We start from the raw sequence: 15,351 nt of genomic DNA, 5'->3' as shown, positions 1-15,351 counted from the left end.
GCAGGAAAGCTGACCGGTCGGCCAGACGACGTCGCAGGTCAGCGATATCCGTTGTTTTCGCGGCCGATGATACGGGGACCCCGATTCAGCGGGGTGCCAGGGCCGGCGCGGTGGTGCGGGCCCCGGCGAGCCGCGATCAGGCGGTCAGGCCGTCAACTCCGTCGACGTCCTGGCCGGGTGGCAGGTACTCCTGGAGGGCCCGTCGACGCCAGAAAACAGTGAACGGCCCCGTGGCAGTTCCACGGGGCCGTTCGCGAGAGGGAGGTCAGGGCGCTTCGGTCTGCTCCTCCTGGTCCCGCTTGGGGGCCTTGGGGAGCTTCCCGGTCCGCCGCAGGTGGGCGGCGTAATGGGCGATCGCGGCGTCGGTGATGTCCTGCGGGCCCATGCCGGTCTCCTCGCCGATCTCGGTGACCAGGTCGTCGGTCTCCAGTAGGACGCGCACGTTCATCATCACGCGGGTCGGTCCGGGCTTGCGGCCGCGCCGGCGCTCCGGGCGGCCGAGCTGCTTGCGGCTGTTCGGCGTGACGGAGCCGCGCTTCCTCGGCGTCTTCGTGTCGTCGCCGACGTTGATGTCCTCGTCGTCGTCCGGCAGCTGCGGGTTCTCAGCGGTACGGGTGCGGGTCACGGGAGCGGGATCTCCTTCAGGAAGGTCTGGGTGAGCAGTTCGTAGGTGGCGCGGATCTCGGATGCCCGGTCGCCCTTGAACTCCTCCAGGGAGACGGCGTTGTTGTTGGCGGTCGCCAGGGACTCGATGAACTTCACCGTCGGATCCCAGACGGCCGGGCCGAAGATGCTGTGGATCGAGTCGCGCTGCTCGCGTTGGCGGACGGTGTCCTTGTACTTGTTGAGGATCACGCCGCGGATCTGCAGGCCCGGATTGCCGAGGTTCTTGGCCGCCTTCTTCTCGATGAGGTCGCGTGCTCGCATCGCGCCCTCGATGGCGTAGACGTCCGCGTCGGTCACGATGATCGCGTCGTGCGCGGCCGCGAGAGCGAGCTGGGTGAGGTGGAGCAGGCTGGGAGGGCAGTCGATCAGCAGGTAGTCGACACCGTCGTCGGCACCCTCCAGGGCCTGGTCGAGGCGCCGCCAGGCGCCGCCGATCCCGGCCTCCGACATCCGGTTCTCCAGCGGGAGCCGCGACGGCGCGACCTGGATCCGCTCGGCGTAACTGCACTTCCAGCCGATCGGCTGGAAGACCTCGCGGGCACAGCCGGGTGCTTCGTTGGGGTCCGTGTTGGCCTTGATGGCCTGGCTGATCGTGGGCTGCTTCACCTTCGGGTCGTACTGCCAGCCGAGCATCCCCGAGCTGTTGCCCTGGGGGTCCATGTCCACGACGATCACCCGCTTGCCCGCCTTCGCGAGACCCTCGGCGAGGCGGATGGTGGTGCCGGATTTCCCGACACCTCCCTTGTTGTTGAGCATGGCGACGCGGCGAGCCGTCATCTGTAGTTCCTCCAGTCCGCTCGCCCGACTCATCAGGCCAGCTCATAGGGCTCGGCATCGGGTACGGCGGCGGCCGTTCCCGGCATCCGGCTCGCACCGGAGCGCCCGCGTGCCAGCGAGCGTTACCGGTCATCATGACGGCTCTCCCCCTCTGTCGCCGACAGGCTTGACAAGCGGGTATCCGTAAAGCTCAGCTGCACCACTAAGCATTTTCGCTAGCGGTATGGCGAGCGGATCAAGTCGCTGTAACGCTGTCTGGTTCGATTCGCACATCCGCTAGCACTGTCAGCGGAATGCTGACGTCCCGGGAGTGTCAGTGGAATGCTGACGCGCATGGTGAAGGACCACGCGAAGCACTACGAGACCAAGCGGGCCGCCGAGAAGCTCCTGACGGAGCGCTACGGCAGCGAGGACGACGCCCGCTACGGCGGCTCCCTGTCGGCGGAGAAGGCGATCACCGCCGTGGTGGTCGCCCTCGGCGGCTACGCGCCGCGCGGCCAGGAGCCGCCCGAGGTGCCGGCGGAAGACGTCCTCGCCGCCCTCTCGCAGATCGACGAGGCCCGCCAGCACCTGGACACGATGGAGCTCAAGCTCATCCGGGCCGCGCGCTCCCGTAACGCGTCCTGGCAGAAGGTGGCCGACGCGATGGGGCTGGGCACCCGGCAGTCCGCCGAGACCCGCGCCCTGCGTCTGGAACGCGGCGTGCAGAGCTACCGCGGCCGCGACGTCGCCGCGCAGCGCCTGGACAAGGCGCGCGACCGGGCCGGGGCGGCGTGGTGCGAGGAGAACGCCGACCGGATCCGGGACGTCGCCGAACGGTTCTACGACACCTCCGGAGCGTGGGACCTGCAGAACCTGAACCGGATCGACATCCGGGGCACCGTGCACGGCATCGGGGAGCTGCTGGCCACCGACGGAAGCCCGGCGCGGCTCGTCAGTCTTCTGGGCAGTGTGCGCTTCCACCTCGCCCCGTACGACGGGGAGGCGGCGAAGCCGACCGGCACCCGGGCCGCCGGCGCCGCACAGGCCCTGGCCGACCTGCAGAAGCTGACCAGCGAGCACACCGCCGCCCGCAGCCGGGTCACCTCCGTACGCGGCACGGCGGCGTCGTGAGCCCCGGGGAGACGGCCGCCGACGTCGTCGACAGCAGGCTGACCGGCGCCGAGCTGTTCGCCGCGGCGGCCGCCGCGGTGACGTCCTGGCCCTCGGTGTCCGCCGCCCGGGCCCGCCAGGTGAAGTGGGTGGCGAACGAGTACACCCGCGCCCTGGCCCACGCCGAGCACCCGCTCGCCGACGACGCCGGAGTCCGCCAGGTCTTCGCCGCCGACCCGGTCCGCGTCTACCTGCGCCTGGCCCGCGCCGGGCAGCTGCGCGTGCGTACGGCCGCCGACCCGGCCAAGGGCTCCGACCACTCCGAGCAGATCCGCCTGGAGGTCCTCAAGCTGCTGGTGACGGCGTGCGGCGCCGAGGGCTTCGCCGAGCTCCCGCCGCAGCCGGACCCGCCGCGCAAGGCGCCCGTCGCCAAGCGCCCCCGCTCCCTGCTGCGCTCCCAGCTCACCGGGCTCGCCGACTCCCCCGGCGCGACCACCAGCCAGCTGCGGATGCTCGCGGTCGGCGCGGTCGTCTCCGACACCGGCGTCCGTGCGGGCGAGATGTGCGCCCGCACGATCGAGGACCTCTCCCCGACGCTGGAGGAGCTGCGGGTGGTGCGCCGGCCGCAGGGCTGGAGCGAGGCGGAGGCGTTCACCGAGCTGCTCGCCCTGTCCGGCCTGTCGAGGGCGGCCCTCAAGAGGTGGCTGCCGGAGCGGCTGCGGCTGCTGGAACGCATCGGCGGCACCGCGACCGCGCTGTGGGTCTCCCTGCACGGCAACCACCAGGGCGGCCGGGCTGTCCCGGCCGGGACGCCGCTGATGCCCCGGGGCCTGGCCCGCGCCTGGACCCGCGCCGTCGTCGACACGAACATCGAGATGGCCGGCCAGCCGTCCTGGGAGCCGCTGCCCACACGCATGGAGCAGCTGCGCCGGGGCGTGACGCCGACCGCCGTACGGGCGCCGAAAGCGCCGGACGCCGAGAAGGCCGCCGTCCTCCTGGACGACGTCGCCGCCCGCGGCCGCGACCTCGCCGGGCTGCGCCGGGCGGGCGAGGAGAACTCCACCGCCGAGCTGCAGGCCCGCGTCGCCGTACGTCAGGCGGTGCGCGACGCGTGGGCGGAGGGCATCGAGCACGCGGTGCAGCTGTCCACCCTCGCCGACGCGGGCTTGCCCGACACCGCCTCGCTCGCGGCCGCCGGCTGGGAGCCGGTGCTGCTCGCCGCGATCGACCGGTCCCAGGGCTGGGGCCGACCCTCGAAGGCGGCCGCCGTGTGAGCCCGTACGCGAGTATTCCCGCTAGCGGAAATGCTCTCTTCTCAGTTAACTAGAAGCTACCTATTTCGCCAAGCTGTAAGGCAACTTGTATGGATCTTCTTTCGGCAACCCATTCGCAGAGCCGAACAGCTAGCGGAAATTGCATGTCAGCGATCCGCTGACGCTTCGGGAGGTGCCGGTTTCCGGCGGGTCGCGCCCCGGAACCGGCACCAAGCGCACCGAAGCCCCCAGCGGCCGCGAGAGCGCCGAACAGCGCCGAGCCGGGCTTGCGTGCGCGCGCGGTTGACGGCCTCGGGGAACATCGGTACAGCGGTTGGCGCTGAGAACGATCATGGTCAGGGCGTGAGTGCGCTGACCCGGTTTTCGTACTCTCGGCGGGCCTTGCGCTGGGCCGGGACTGCGGGGAGGCCCTGGCCGCCGTCGAGCGGCTGGCAGCGGGCGAGGAGCTGGCGGTGCACGGCGGGGACGGCGCTGACGCGCAGGGTGTAGCCCTGGCCGCGCCGTACGGTTACTCCCTGGTCGAGCGCGGCGCGCTCGGCGGGCTCCAGCTCGGTGGTGCGGAGGTAGTCGGCGATCTTGCCCGGCATGTCGAGGGTGACCGGTAGCTCCGGGGCCGGGCCGTCCTGGCCCTCGGGGAGTATCCGAACGGAAAATAGCGGTAGGCGTCAGGTTATGGATCCAGGCCGAAGACCCTGCGCCACTTCGACGCCTGATCGTCAGCCCGGGCGTTTGGCCATGACGACCAGACCGGGCCCGCTGTACCCCGTCGGGGGGAGCCGCAATTCGGCGACCGGGTTCAGGCCGGCCTGCTCGATCAGATTGACGAGTTGTTCCGGCCGCCACTTGTGGGTCGTCCAGCGGATGGGTACGCCTCCGTATGCCTCGGTGCGCACCGCGTCCTCGTCGCCGACGTGTGTTCCGGTGATGAAGTGTCCGCCTGGCTTCAACGCGCGCGCGAACAGGGCGAGGACCTGGGGAAGGACGTCGCGGGGGAGGTTGAACAGCGACCACCACCCGAGCACGCCGCCCAGGGTCGCTTCACCGAGGTCGAGCTCGGTGGCGGAAGCGACAGCGAAGCGGCACTCCGGATGAAGGCGGCGTGCGTTCTCGATCATGCGAGGAGAGAGATCCACCCCGGACACGTCGAGTCCGCGTTCGGCGAGGTAGGCGGTCACTGTTCCGGGCCCGCAGCCGACATCGAGGACAGGCCCGAGCCCGCGCACGGTGTCAGCGAAGGCGTCGATCGACGCCTTGAGCCACGGATCCCTGCGGATGTCGCCGACTCCAGTCGTCACGACCATGTGGGCATAGTTGTCGGCCACCCGGTCGTAGGAATCACGTACGACGTCGAGATCGGCCGGGCGGTCAATAGGGTGTGCACGCATCAGCCAACCATAGGACCGCACGGGAGACTTGGGGCTGGTGAAGCGGTTGACGCCAAGCCGTTCTTCACGGCCCGGCTGACCTCGTCAGGGCGTTCACGCGGGTCTCGTACTCACGGCGGGCCTTTCGCTGTGCCGGTATCACCGGGACGCCCTGGGCGCCGGCGAGCGGTTGGCAGCGTGCGAGTAGCTGTTGGTGCACCGCGGGGACGGCGCTGACGCGCAGGGTGTAGCCCTGGCCGCGCCGTACGGTGACCGGCCTCGGGGAACATCGGTACAGCGGTTATCGGTGAGAACGATCATGGTCGGGACGTGAGGGCGCTGACGCGGTTCTCGTACTCGCGGCGGGCCTTGCGCTGGGCCGGAACAGTCGGGACGCCCTGGCCGCCGTCGAGCGGCTGGCAGCGGGCGAGGAGTTGGTGGTGCACCGCGGGGACGGCGGTCACGCGCAAGGTGTAGCCCTGACCGCGCCGTACGCGGCCACCCCCTGGTCGAGCGCGGTCCGCTCGGCGGGCTCCAGCTCGGTGCTGCGGAGGTAGTCGGCGACCTTGCCCGGCATGTCGAGCGCGACCGGCAGCTCCGGGGCGGGCGCGTCCTCCTCGCTGGCGGTGTGGTCGGGCAGGAGGGTGGGGTCGCGGGGCGTCGGTTCGCCGTCTGCCGGGCGCCCACGGGGTCGGCCGCCGTACCGCCGCCGTCACGGATGACGGGCGCGTACGCGGCCCTGCGGAACCGGAGATGGGCGGGCGGGGGGGCACCTGCTGCCGCGATCCGATTGCGGCCGGTGTGGTCACTGGCGTTCGGTTCGGTCTCGTCGTGGCTAAGGCGCGCGAGATCTTCCACGGCCGGGCCGGACAGCTCTACCAGCGCTACCAGGACGGCATGGAGGACCAGATCGGCGCCCTCGGCCTCGTCCTCAACGCCCTGGTCCTCTTCAACACCCGCTACATGGACGCCGCCGTCGCCCAGCTCCGCACCGACGGCTTCGACGTCCGCGACGAGGACGTCGCGCGCCTCTCCCCGTTCGTCCGCCACCACGTGAACATGCTCGGCCGGTACTCCTTCCAGCTCCCCGACCTGCCAGGGGGCCTGCACCCCCTGCGGGACAAGAAGGCTTCAGAGGACGGGTGAATCCGGCAGTGGACCGAAAAGTCGGACGGTTGGAGGGCTGAGGCGGGCTGAAGGCCCAGGCTAGGCATCGGCCGTGAGATTCGCTTGGGCAACCTAGCCGATGTGCGCCCTGCGCTCGAAGGTGAGTAGGTGGTCAGGGGAAACTCCTCCGGACGGGCCTTTCCAGTCCTCCATCCTGTCCTTGGTCGGCACGTCCCGGATCTCCACCCTGCGGAGCTCGCCCGGAGCAACCCCGTTCCAGTCGTGGCCGCCGCTACCCATGTCTTGAGTGAGGGTGCGTGCGTTGCCTTGAGAGTCTGTGTACTCCAGATCGAACTCATAATCGCAGGTGGCGCTGGAGCTGTTCTCGATCTTGATCACAACCATCATGGTCTCCTCGCCTTCGGGGGCTGAGATCAAGACGCCCTTGAGGTCACCGCGCGCATCTCCTTCAGCGCAGGGGCCACCGTCGCCAGCAGGTTCGGCTCCAGGGGACAGCGTCCCATCCCTCTTCGGATCATCACGGTCCATGCCGCCCCCGGTACAGCCGGTGAGTAGGACCGGAGTAAGTATCAGCGCAGCTAAGCTAGTCCTCTTCATGCGCCGAAGTGCAGCTTCCAAATCCCTTGATTGTCAAGACTCGACACACATACTGCGGTCCAGGGATTTCAGGCTCGCGGGATACCTGGAAGCAACCCCAGCTCAGCGGCGGCTGTCGCCCGGGGCGAGCAGGCTGGTGAGCCCGGCGATCGCCTCTGGGGACGGCTTGAAGTATCGACGGACGTTCTCCGGCTTCTTGTGCCTCGACTTCGCCATCAGCATCAGCAGTGAGGCGCCCTGCTCGCCGAGGTGAGTCAGGGAGGAGTGGCGGTACTCGTGCAGATCCCACCCGGTCCCTGGCCCGTGTACGGCGGTGTGCTCGTCCAGCAGGGCGCGGGCCTGCCCGTACGACAGCCGGGCGAACCCGGTGTCAGGGCAGACGTCGCGCTGGCTGACGACCTTGCCGGGGCCGGGCTTCCGATGGGTGACGAAGACCGGCCCGCGAGTGCGTCCCTTCAGAAGCCGGGGCAGGAGCCGGGCGGTACCGGCGTCCCAATACACCGTCTCCAGCACGTAGTCCTCGCGGACCTGCCCCCGGCGGCGGGCCTTGCTCCGGGCTCCCTTCGCCTTGACCGAGCAGCGGCGCCCGGCGAAGTCCAGGTCCTCGATGTTCACGCCGAGGATCTCCTCCGCCCGGCCCGAGGTCTCGTAGAGCATCCGCCACAGGGTCTTCTCCCGGAGGTGGACCTCGCGCCGGGCGATCAGCCGGTCGACGGCCATCTTCGGGTCCAGCCAAGGTGAGCCCAAAAGGGGCAGCGAGACGATCTTGAAGCCTTGAGGCTGGCCGGGGTCAGCTGTTCTGGAGCGTGGCGAAGTCCGGCCTCGGGGAACATCGGTACAGCGGTTAACGCTACGCCGGTGATCTTGATCAGGCCGGGGCCCCGAGAGCGGCGATACGGTTCGCGTACTCTCGGCGGGCTTTGCGCTGAGCTGGTACTGCGGGGGCGCCGTGGCCGCCGTCAAGCGGGTGGCAGCGGGCGAGGAGCTGGCGGTGTACGGCGAGGACGGCGCTGACGCGCAGGGTGTAGCCCTGGCCGCGCCGTACGGCCACCCCTTGGTCGAGCGCGACCCGCTCGGCGGGCTCCAGCTCGGTGGTGCGGAGGTAGTCGGCGACCTTGCCCGGCATGTCGAGCGTGACCGGCAGCTCCGGGGCCGGGACGCTCGGGTCGCTAGCCGTGTGCTCGGGCAGGAGATCGGCGACGGCTGTGCGGATCGCGCCGCGGCTGACGCCGTGGTCGCGCGCGAGGGCGGCGATGGAGCGGCCCTCCAGGTACGCGGTGCGTACGTCGGCGGTCTGCGCGGCCGCGACGGCGGGTCGGCGTCCGCCCTTGCTGCCCTTGGCCTCGGCGGCGCGCAGTCCGTCGTAGGTCAGCTCGCGTTGGAGGTCGCGTTGGAGTTCGCCGGCGGCGGCGAGGGTCTGCACCATGAACTTCACGGTGGACAGCAGCTCGCCGGTGCGCGGGTGGCGGGCGGTGAGGTCCATGGCGGAGAACGCGCCGTCGTGGATGCGCAACGCGAGGCGGTCGCGGTGCAGGACGTCGAGCACGTCGAGGATGTGCTGGTTGCCGCGCACCAGGCGGAACATCTCGGAGATGTGCACGGTGTCGCCCGGCCGCGCGTACGTCAGCAGCTCGCCGAACTTCGGGCGCTGGAGCGGGTGGAGACGGCTGGAGGTACCCGGCTCCTCCTCGAAGACGACCGGGTCCTCGATCCCGGCCTCGGCCAGGACGAGGTCCTGCCGGGCGGTCGACTGCTGGTCCGTCGAGACCCGCTTGTAGACCAGGTTCGCCACCGAAGGGCCCCTTCCGTACGGAGGATCGGACCCTACCTGTCGTCAAACCCCGTCAGCAATCACCATCGGATCTCATTGGATCGGAGTCGTCGTCAGGCCCCGGAATCACTGGGTTCATTGGACGCGCGCCGCGCCTGTCGTCATTCGATCGTTTGACGACAGGCAGCCCCAAGAGTGACTGCGGATCACATCGGCGCCCCTTTGCCCTGGGATGGAGATCCATTGCCCACAGCCGCTCCCCCAGCTGGTTCGGGAAAGGAAATCTGCGGAAACGGTTTGCAGAATCGATTCCTTGCGCCTAATGCCAGACGCCTCCACAAACCGCAGGACATCTATTGGTAGATTTCCACCCGTAGAGCAATCCAACAATAGCGAGGTGCAGGGAGTCGCCTGATTGACGCCTTGCATACGTACGAAAAGATGCCCGACGAAGGGGAATTCATGGTCTACTCGGAGCCGCAGGTATTCGGGGAGTTGACGCTGGTATTCAGCGTTTATGAGAGCGCCCCGCCCTCAGGGTACTTCTCCCTCGCCGCAGACACTGGTGGAGGGATTATGGCGTGGGTGAAGGAGACCACTCCGGGATCGGGAGCACTCGCAGAGCCCACGAACTGGCGTCTGCTTGGAGAGTCAGGCAATCTGAAGATTTGGCGCGGCGACGCGCCGTCAGGCTACCGAATGCTGACCGACGCCTTCGCTGGCGTTACGTGGGGTCATACAATCGACCGAAAGTACATCCGCTGCGTCAAGGAAGTGATCAACGGCCGTCGCTACGTCGCCTTGGGCTCTTCCTTGATGACCGGGCCTTTCAGGATGGCGAGGAGCCCGGCCATCATTCCCGAGGGGACGGGAGTACTTGTTGCCCCGGGCGAATGCGCGTGGACGACATACGGGGGAAATGATCCCGGCAGTACATACGTGCTCGACCTGCCCATGAAGGTCGTCACCGGTTCCAGTCCCAAGGAACCAATCATCTCGGACTACAACGCGGTTCCGGGCACGACCCAGGAGGAAATCTATCGAGAGGTAGTGGTCCCCTGCACGGCCGTGACTGATCATGAAAAATCGTGGGATTGGATTCTCAAGAACTCCCCCACCTACACCGTGCGCTGTAAGCGCTACTACACGCTCGTGGGATCGCTCAACCTCAAGGACAACGGCCGGGACGGCTCGATCTCGGAATCAGTGATGTGGGGCGTGGAAAAGACTGCCGCCGAGACGTTCCGGGCGAGCGTGGGGCTGACTGTCGGGTATGAGGGCGGGGCGGAGTTCATGGGTGCCAGCGCCAAGACCTCTGTTTCCTTGAGTCTGGAACTCGGCTACGAGAGTATGCATTCGGTGACCGCGATGCAGCAGACCACCAAGGTGGTCGACTGCACGGCGCCCGCCTACCACACCACGGGCCTCTATGCCGAGACCCACCGTATCGAGGTCGTGCGCAACGACGCAGACCACACGCACGCGTCCGGGAACCAGGGAATCGACTTCAAAGCTTATGGTCGCTACATGAGCACCTGCTATCCGAAGATGAGTGATGATGAGGCCGAGGAAAGGAGGGCTGACCTGGCCGTTTCGTCGCCAAAGTAGGGGAGAAGCCCGTAGATCGGCGGCCAACAGAAAGTGGCCGCCCACGTGGAGACCATGATGAATGATAATTAACCGAAAGGTTGCACGTAATGCCGTATGACAAGGCCCGGAGAATGAGGAAGCTAAGGCTCAAGAAATTCACCCTGAAAAAAATGACGCAAGGCGAGAAGGATCAAAATCCAGACAAAAGGGAATTCGGTGATGCAGTTGAGGAGATCGGCAATCTTCTCGGCGGTGATCGGGAAAGTCGGGACGCGAATCTGCGGCATGTGGTGACAGCTATGCAGAATGCGGTCGGTGTGCCTGATAATAAAAAAGGCAAGACGGATCGCGTAAATTCGAGCGGCCAAGTGTTCGTTGGTCCTGACGATAAGCATTACAGTACCCACTCGGCCTGGCATGCCAGCGCAGGGTCAACCAGCAAGAATGGTAACGATTCCGTCTCGCTGTTCTTCGTCTGCGATGACGATGCATCGGAGGCCCATGTGATCGCCGTGGGCGAGCATAATGGTCCTGCGAACTATCGCCTTAAATGGTTTGGCCAGAGTGCTGACGACGGTCAACTTTTCGTCAAGGGTCGGGACGTCGGGACCAACGGTTCATCCGGAAAATAGCGGAACTTGATCGCGGAATGGTGGCGGCGGGCGAAGCGGTATTTGGCCCGGTGACAGCACCGGTGGTGTTCTGCCCGGAGCTGATCGACGTGCTGAAGTTGCCCCCTGGCCGGGAATGCCCGGTGATGTGGTGCCAGCCTCGATTACTCCTGTCCGTTCCCGTCGTCGTCCTCGTCCAGTTCCGGCGTGTCCGGGTCTCGCAGCGGGCGCAGGGCGCCGGCGGCCGGGACGGTGGCGGTGAAGCTGTAGCGGCCGAGCAGGTTGAGGTTGCGGTGCTTGAGCGGGGACAGGCGGGCGATGTCCTCGTCTCGGATCTCGTTGCCCTCGGCGCGGAGCTGGGCGATGGCGGCGTCGATGTACTTCGTGGTCCAGAGCACGATGGCGTTGAGGACCAGGCCGAGCGCGCCGAGCTGGTCCTCCATCCCGTCGCGGTACGCCTGGTGGATGGTGCCGCGCTTGCCGTGGCACACGTCCCTCGCCAGCTTGTGGCGGGACTCCTGCACGGTGAGCTGCCGGTTCATCTGCCGGCGGTAGGTGTCGTCCACCGGGTCGACCACCCGCAGCAGGTGCTCGGTCTTGGCGATCCGCCCGTACTCCGCGAACGCCGCCCCGAGCGGGGTCGGGCGGCCGTCGCGGCCGAACATGCGCAGCAGGTCGTAGGCGCGGACCTGGTTGGTGACCAGGGAACCGGCGACCTTCAGCATGTCCGGCCAGTGCGTGATCACCTTGTTCAGCTTCACGCGGTTGCGGGCCAGGTCTTCCACCGCGCCGTATGCTCCGGTCTCGACGCCGGGCATGGTGGCCCGCCAGAACCGCTGGTCGTCCAGGTCACGGAACCTGGGTGAGAAGTTGTAGCCGAGGATCCTGAACAGGCCGAAAACCATGTCGGAGTACGAGGCGTTGTCGGTCGCCACCATCTCCGGCTTCACCCCGCCGTCCAGGTTCAGCAGCGCGTCCAGGATGTGCAGGGAGTCGCGCGGCGTGCCGGGCACGACCATCTGCCCGATGCCCGCGACCTGATCGTTGACGGCGTTGAGCCAGGTGATGCCCCGCTTGAACCCGAAGTACTTCGGCGACGGGGCGGCGTTGATGGTGCGCACCGGCACCTGAAAGCGCAGCCCGTCCACCGAAGCCAGCAGCCCCTCGCCCCAGTAGCGCACGATCGGGATGCCGGCCTGGGCGGCGATCAGCCGCGCGTTTGCCGCGGCGATCGTGTCGGCGCGCAGGTAGTACTGGTCGACGTGCACGAGCCGGGCCCGGGTCAGGGCCTCGTAGCCGGGGTTGACCACCGGGGCCAGGCCGATGTTGCACGCCTCGGACACCAGCAGCGCGACCGCCGAGGTGGGCAGGTCCTTCATCCGGGTCGTGCCGTTGCCGAGGTGGACGAAGGCGTCGAGGAAGCCGGTCCAGGCATTCACCTCGAACAGCAGGTCCGGCAGGTCGATCTTCGGGAGCATCTTCTCGACCCGCTGGCGCAGCCAGGTCAGGGACTTCGGCTCGCCGAGCGCGCCGAGCTTGTCGACGTTCAGCTTCACCCGCCCGTCGTCCTGTACCTCGATGGACACCTTCGCCGCCGGCCCCGCCTCCTCCAAACGTTCGGCGAGCTGCTTCCATCCGGCGTCCAGGCCCCGTACCAGCTCCGCCAGGTGCTCGGTGACGGGCATGTCCAGGCTCAGGGCCGCCAGGACGTCCTCCTCCACCGCGTCCCAGTCGGGCCCGTCCAGCAGGCGGGCCCGCGGGTTGGACCAGCGGTGCGAGGGCGAGGCGAAGACATCGCGGTTGTTCAGGGCCCGGTGCAGCTGCTCCAGCACGCACACCACGTACGCGTCCCGGTCCACCGCACCCTGCGGCAGATCCGGGTTGGCGTACACCGCCTTGCGCCACGCCGGCGGCACGAGCTTGTCGTCCACCTCGCGCGGCAGCAGCGGCTTGACACCCACCTTCCGCCGGGCCAGCGCTGGCAGGCCCCGCACCCCGGCCAGGACCCGCTTCCCGGCGCTTGCCGCGTCCAGCGCCTTCGACTCACCCAGCAACGCGAGGAACGGTCGCACCGTGGCGTACCGGTTCGCGAGCGCGGCCCGCATGGCGACCTCGGCCGAGTTCTCGTCCTCGGGCACCAGGGTCACCACGGTGGCCGCCGCGCTCATCACGGCGGCGCGTGGCGCGACCTCCTCCACCGCCGCCCACAGCGCGGCCACGTCCAGGTCCGCCTCATGCTCCTCGACCAGCTCCAACTCCTCGAACAGCACCTTCGCCGCCCGCGCGAGCACCCGAGACGCCTTTTCCAGCTGCGGCAGCGTCGACAGCCGCTCCTTCTCCGTCTTGCGCTTCGCCGTGTTCAGCAGCCGGGTGGACATGAGGACCTGGAACAGGTCCAGGGCCTCGTCGATCGCCTTCGCCTCCAGGTGCCGCATCACCGCGGTGAGCATCGCCGTGCGCTTCGGCTCCGCCGCCCGCTCCAGCAGCGGCGCCTTCGACCCCAGCGCGTACCGGGCCAAAGCGGCCATTCGGTTCGGCGGGATCTGCGACAGCCTCAACCTGCCGAGCCGGTAGGCACCGATCTCGTCCACCCGCTCCAGCGCACGGGCGAACGCCGTGCCCGTCGTCCGCGTCGGCGGCCGGCGCAGCCGCTCCAGCTCCGAGAACCGCGAGCCCTCCGGCGTCTTCAGCGTCGCCACCAGATCCCCGGGCAGTGCCGGGTCCGCGCGGCGGGCCGCTCCCGCGACCGTGGCGTGCAGCCGCTTCTCCGCGACCTTCCGCACCTCCGACACCTGCCGGGCCAGCACCGAGACGCCCGGCAGCAGCACCCGGTTGCGGCGCAGCCAGCCCACCGCGTGGTCGAACAGCGCCTTCGGACCCTCGGCGTGCGTCCACGCCCGCCCGTGTAGGAAGGTCCGGAACCGCCGGGACCATTCCGGGTCGTCGTACTCGTGGTACTCGTAGCCGTCCCGGATCTCCCAGGCGTGCTCGTACGCCGTCGGCTTGCGCTCCGTGTACGCCTTCACGCAGGAGACGTCCTCGATGCCGATCTGCGCGGCCAGGTGCTCGACCACGGCCCACGGCACATCCAGCGGGTCGTCCGGGAGGAACCGGCCGATGTAGCGCACCGTGCACATCTGGACGGCGAACCCGAGCCGGTTGTGGTCCCCGCGTCGCTTCGCGATCAGCTTGCGGTCCTCGTCGTCCAGGAAGAAGAACCGCTCCAGCTCTGGCCGGGTCGGCTCCTCATTGAACTTGCCGTACGACGCCGCCTGCTCATCGGTCAGGAACTCCACTGGCATGGACGCGAAGCTATCGGCGCCCGCAGCCGCTCAGGGATCTTCCACCGAACCGCGCCGCCGGGCCTGCCGCCTGTGGTAGGCGCCATGATCACCGGCTTAGCGTTAACAGCTGTACCGATGTTCCCCGAGGCCGAAGTCGGCGCGGGCCTGCTCGACGGCTTCGGGGTACGCCTGGCGCTTCTCGTGCTCGGCGAGCGCCCGGTAGATGCTGGCCAGGCCGGGGTTGTGGCCCTTGCGCTTGCCGGTGGGGATGATCAGGTCGGGGCGGATCTGCTCGACGGACTCGCCTGCCGCCCGGCGGCGGAGCACGGTGTGCAGCATGTCGTCGGTGATGACGGGGGGCCGGCCGCCGTGCTTTCCCTTGCGGGCGGCGGCGTCGAGTCCTTCGAGGGTGGCTTCGCGGATGCTCTCGCGCTCGGTCGGGCGGACCAGCGGGAATTCCAGGGGAGGACCCTGCGGGTCAGTGAGGCCGTGGAGCGCAGCTCCACCGGAGAGCGCCGATCGCGCTGACCACCCTCCTGCCCGACCTTGCCCGGCATGTCGAGAGCAACCGGCAGCTCCGGGGCGGGCGTCCTCCTCGACGCATCATGCTCACGCGCGTCCTCCCTTTCTCGCGGTAAACCCGGAGGTCATCGTCACGCGGGATCCCGTACGTGCGAGGGGAAACCGAGAAACCCGACCCTGAAGACCCCCGATGAGGCGATCATTTTCGCTAGCGGGAATGTTGTCTGCTCAGTTAGCTAAGAGCTACCTATTTCGACAAGCTGTAAGGCAACCTGTATGGATCTCCTCCCGGCAACTCATTCGCGGAGCTGAACAGTTAGCGGAAATTGCGTGTCAGCGATCCGCTGACGCTTCGGGAGGTGCCGGTTTCCGGCGGGTCGTGCCCCGGAAGCCGGCACCAAGCGCACCGAAGCAGCGGCCGCGAGAGCGCCGAACAGCGCCGAGCCGGGCTGCGTGCGCGGTTGACCACCGGGTGCGCCACCGACCTCATCGCGCCCACATCTACACCGGGCCACCCGTCGGGGCAGCCCCGGGAACACCCCTGTACGGCCCGGAGAACGCCGATCGCCCGACGGCGGCCCTGTTCCACCCCGAGCCCACGAACAGCCGTCAGGCGGTGATCTACGGACACTCCACCCTGCCCTTCCGGTCGCCGGGCGAAGCCCGTCCGCTCTA

General features: G+C 68.4%; 13 protein-coding genes and 2 pseudogenes. 5 read left to right on the top strand and 10 right to left on the bottom strand.

Going from position 1 to position 15,351, the window contains the following annotated elements:
* Positions 1-265: 265 nt before the first annotated feature.
* On the bottom strand, positions 266-625 hold the full coding sequence (locus ACWC97_RS32755) for a hypothetical protein (protein ID WP_450653333.1): 360 nt from the start codon (positions 623-625) through the stop codon (positions 266-268).
* Positions 622-1,443, bottom strand: coding sequence for a ParA family protein (locus ACWC97_RS32750; RefSeq protein WP_450653331.1), 822 nt, complete (start codon positions 1,441-1,443; stop codon positions 622-624). Before ACWC97_RS32750 ends, ACWC97_RS32755 begins: the two co-directional genes overlap by 4 nt.
* Positions 1,444-1,776: 333 nt before the next feature.
* Between ACWC97_RS32750 and ACWC97_RS32745 the strand changes: the two genes are divergently transcribed.
* Entirely contained in the window at positions 1,777-2,556 is a 780-nt protein-coding gene (locus ACWC97_RS32745; protein WP_450653329.1) for a hypothetical protein, read from the top strand.
* Positions 2,553-3,809 carry a hypothetical protein gene (locus ACWC97_RS32740; RefSeq protein WP_450653327.1) on the top strand — a complete coding sequence of 419 codons (1,257 nt, stop codon included), beginning with the start codon at positions 2,553-2,555 and terminating at the stop codon, positions 3,807-3,809. Before ACWC97_RS32745 ends, ACWC97_RS32740 begins: the two co-directional genes overlap by 4 nt.
* Positions 3,810-4,144: 335 nt before the next feature.
* On the opposite strand, the gene ACWC97_RS32735 is transcribed toward ACWC97_RS32740, so the two are convergent.
* From ACWC97_RS32735 to ACWC97_RS32725, 3 genes are all read right to left on the bottom strand, one after another.
* Positions 4,145-4,396: a hypothetical protein gene (locus ACWC97_RS32735; RefSeq protein WP_450653325.1), complete on the bottom strand. Its 252-nt coding sequence runs from the start codon at positions 4,394-4,396 to the stop codon at positions 4,145-4,147.
* 129 nt (positions 4,397-4,525) lie between these two features.
* Positions 4,526-5,194, bottom strand: coding sequence for a class I SAM-dependent methyltransferase (locus ACWC97_RS32730; RefSeq protein WP_450653323.1), 669 nt, complete (start codon positions 5,192-5,194; stop codon positions 4,526-4,528).
* 296 nt (positions 5,195-5,490) lie between these two features.
* A complete protein-coding gene (locus ACWC97_RS32725; RefSeq protein ID WP_450653321.1) occupies positions 5,491-5,637 on the bottom strand; it encodes a hypothetical protein in 147 nt (48 codons plus the stop codon).
* A gap of 376 nt (positions 5,638-6,013) precedes the next feature.
* Between ACWC97_RS32725 and ACWC97_RS32720 the strand changes: the two are divergent.
* Positions 6,014-6,319: pseudogene (locus tag ACWC97_RS32720) on the top strand (Tn3 family transposase); the annotation flags it as partial.
* 93 nt (positions 6,320-6,412) lie between these two features.
* On the opposite strand, the gene ACWC97_RS32715 reads toward ACWC97_RS32720, so the two are convergent.
* From ACWC97_RS32715 to ACWC97_RS32705, 3 genes and pseudogenes are all read right to left on the bottom strand, one after another.
* Positions 6,413-6,898: a hypothetical protein gene (locus tag ACWC97_RS32715; RefSeq protein WP_450653319.1), complete on the bottom strand. Its 486-nt coding sequence runs from the start codon at positions 6,896-6,898 to the stop codon at positions 6,413-6,415.
* A gap of 102 nt (positions 6,899-7,000) precedes the next feature.
* A pseudogene (locus ACWC97_RS32710) lies at positions 7,001-7,627 on the bottom strand (site-specific integrase); the annotation flags it as partial.
* A 139-nt stretch (positions 7,628-7,766) separates the two neighbouring features.
* Positions 7,767-8,690, bottom strand: a complete 924-nt coding sequence (locus ACWC97_RS32705) for a recombinase family protein (RefSeq protein WP_450653317.1) — start codon at positions 8,688-8,690, stop codon at positions 7,767-7,769.
* Positions 8,691-9,110: 420 nt separating this feature from the next.
* Here ACWC97_RS32705 and ACWC97_RS32700 point away from each other — a divergent pair, with 420 nt between their 5' ends.
* Both ACWC97_RS32700 and ACWC97_RS32695 read left to right on the top strand, forming a co-directional pair.
* On the top strand, positions 9,111-10,277 hold the full coding sequence (locus ACWC97_RS32700; protein WP_450653316.1) for a hypothetical protein: 1,167 nt from the start codon (positions 9,111-9,113) through the stop codon (positions 10,275-10,277).
* Positions 10,278-10,366: 89 nt separating this feature from the next.
* Positions 10,367-10,891, top strand: a complete 525-nt coding sequence (locus ACWC97_RS32695) for a hypothetical protein (RefSeq protein WP_450653314.1) — start codon at positions 10,367-10,369, stop codon at positions 10,889-10,891.
* A 143-nt stretch (positions 10,892-11,034) separates the two neighbouring features.
* Here the strand turns inward: ACWC97_RS32695 and ACWC97_RS32690 are convergent, their stop codons facing one another.
* Both ACWC97_RS32690 and ACWC97_RS32685 read right to left on the bottom strand, forming a co-directional pair.
* Positions 11,035-14,172 carry a Tn3 family transposase gene (locus ACWC97_RS32690; protein WP_450653312.1) on the bottom strand — a complete coding sequence of 1,046 codons (3,138 nt, stop codon included), beginning with the start codon at positions 14,170-14,172 and terminating at the stop codon, positions 11,035-11,037.
* A 102-nt stretch (positions 14,173-14,274) separates the two neighbouring features.
* On the bottom strand, positions 14,275-14,493 hold the full coding sequence (locus ACWC97_RS32685) for a hypothetical protein (RefSeq protein WP_450653310.1): 219 nt from the start codon (positions 14,491-14,493) through the stop codon (positions 14,275-14,277).
* Between the last annotated feature and the right edge of the window lie 858 nt (positions 14,494-15,351).

The organism is Streptomyces sp. NPDC001108 (assembly GCF_053598535.1).
Note: the sequence above shows the minus strand (reverse complement) of the source record. Positions and strands in the feature narration are given on the sequence as shown.

Excerpts from the sequence above, each read along its gene's own strand:
- ACWC97_RS32735 (WP_450653325.1), bottom strand. The coding sequence starts at position 4,396 with ATGCCGGGCAAGATCGCCGACTACCTCCGCACCACCGAGCTGGAGCCC.
- ACWC97_RS32700 (WP_450653316.1), top strand. The coding sequence starts at position 9,111 with ATGCCCGACGAAGGGGAATTCATGGTCTACTCGGAGCCGCAGGTATTC.
- ACWC97_RS32685 (WP_450653310.1), bottom strand. The coding sequence starts at position 14,493 with ATGCTGCACACCGTGCTCCGCCGCCGGGCGGCAGGCGAGTCCGTCGAG.
- ACWC97_RS32695 (WP_450653314.1), top strand. The coding sequence starts at position 10,367 with ATGCCGTATGACAAGGCCCGGAGAATGAGGAAGCTAAGGCTCAAGAAA.
- ACWC97_RS32745 (WP_450653329.1), top strand. The coding sequence starts at position 1,777 with ATGGTGAAGGACCACGCGAAGCACTACGAGACCAAGCGGGCCGCCGAG.
- ACWC97_RS32730 (WP_450653323.1), bottom strand. The coding sequence starts at position 5,194 with ATGCGTGCACACCCTATTGACCGCCCGGCCGATCTCGACGTCGTACGT.
- ACWC97_RS32715 (WP_450653319.1), bottom strand. The coding sequence starts at position 6,898 with ATGAAGAGGACTAGCTTAGCTGCGCTGATACTTACTCCGGTCCTACTC.
- ACWC97_RS32750 (WP_450653331.1), bottom strand. The coding sequence starts at position 1,443 with ATGACGGCTCGCCGCGTCGCCATGCTCAACAACAAGGGAGGTGTCGGG.
- ACWC97_RS32690 (WP_450653312.1), bottom strand. The coding sequence starts at position 14,172 with ATGCCAGTGGAGTTCCTGACCGATGAGCAGGCGGCGTCGTACGGCAAG.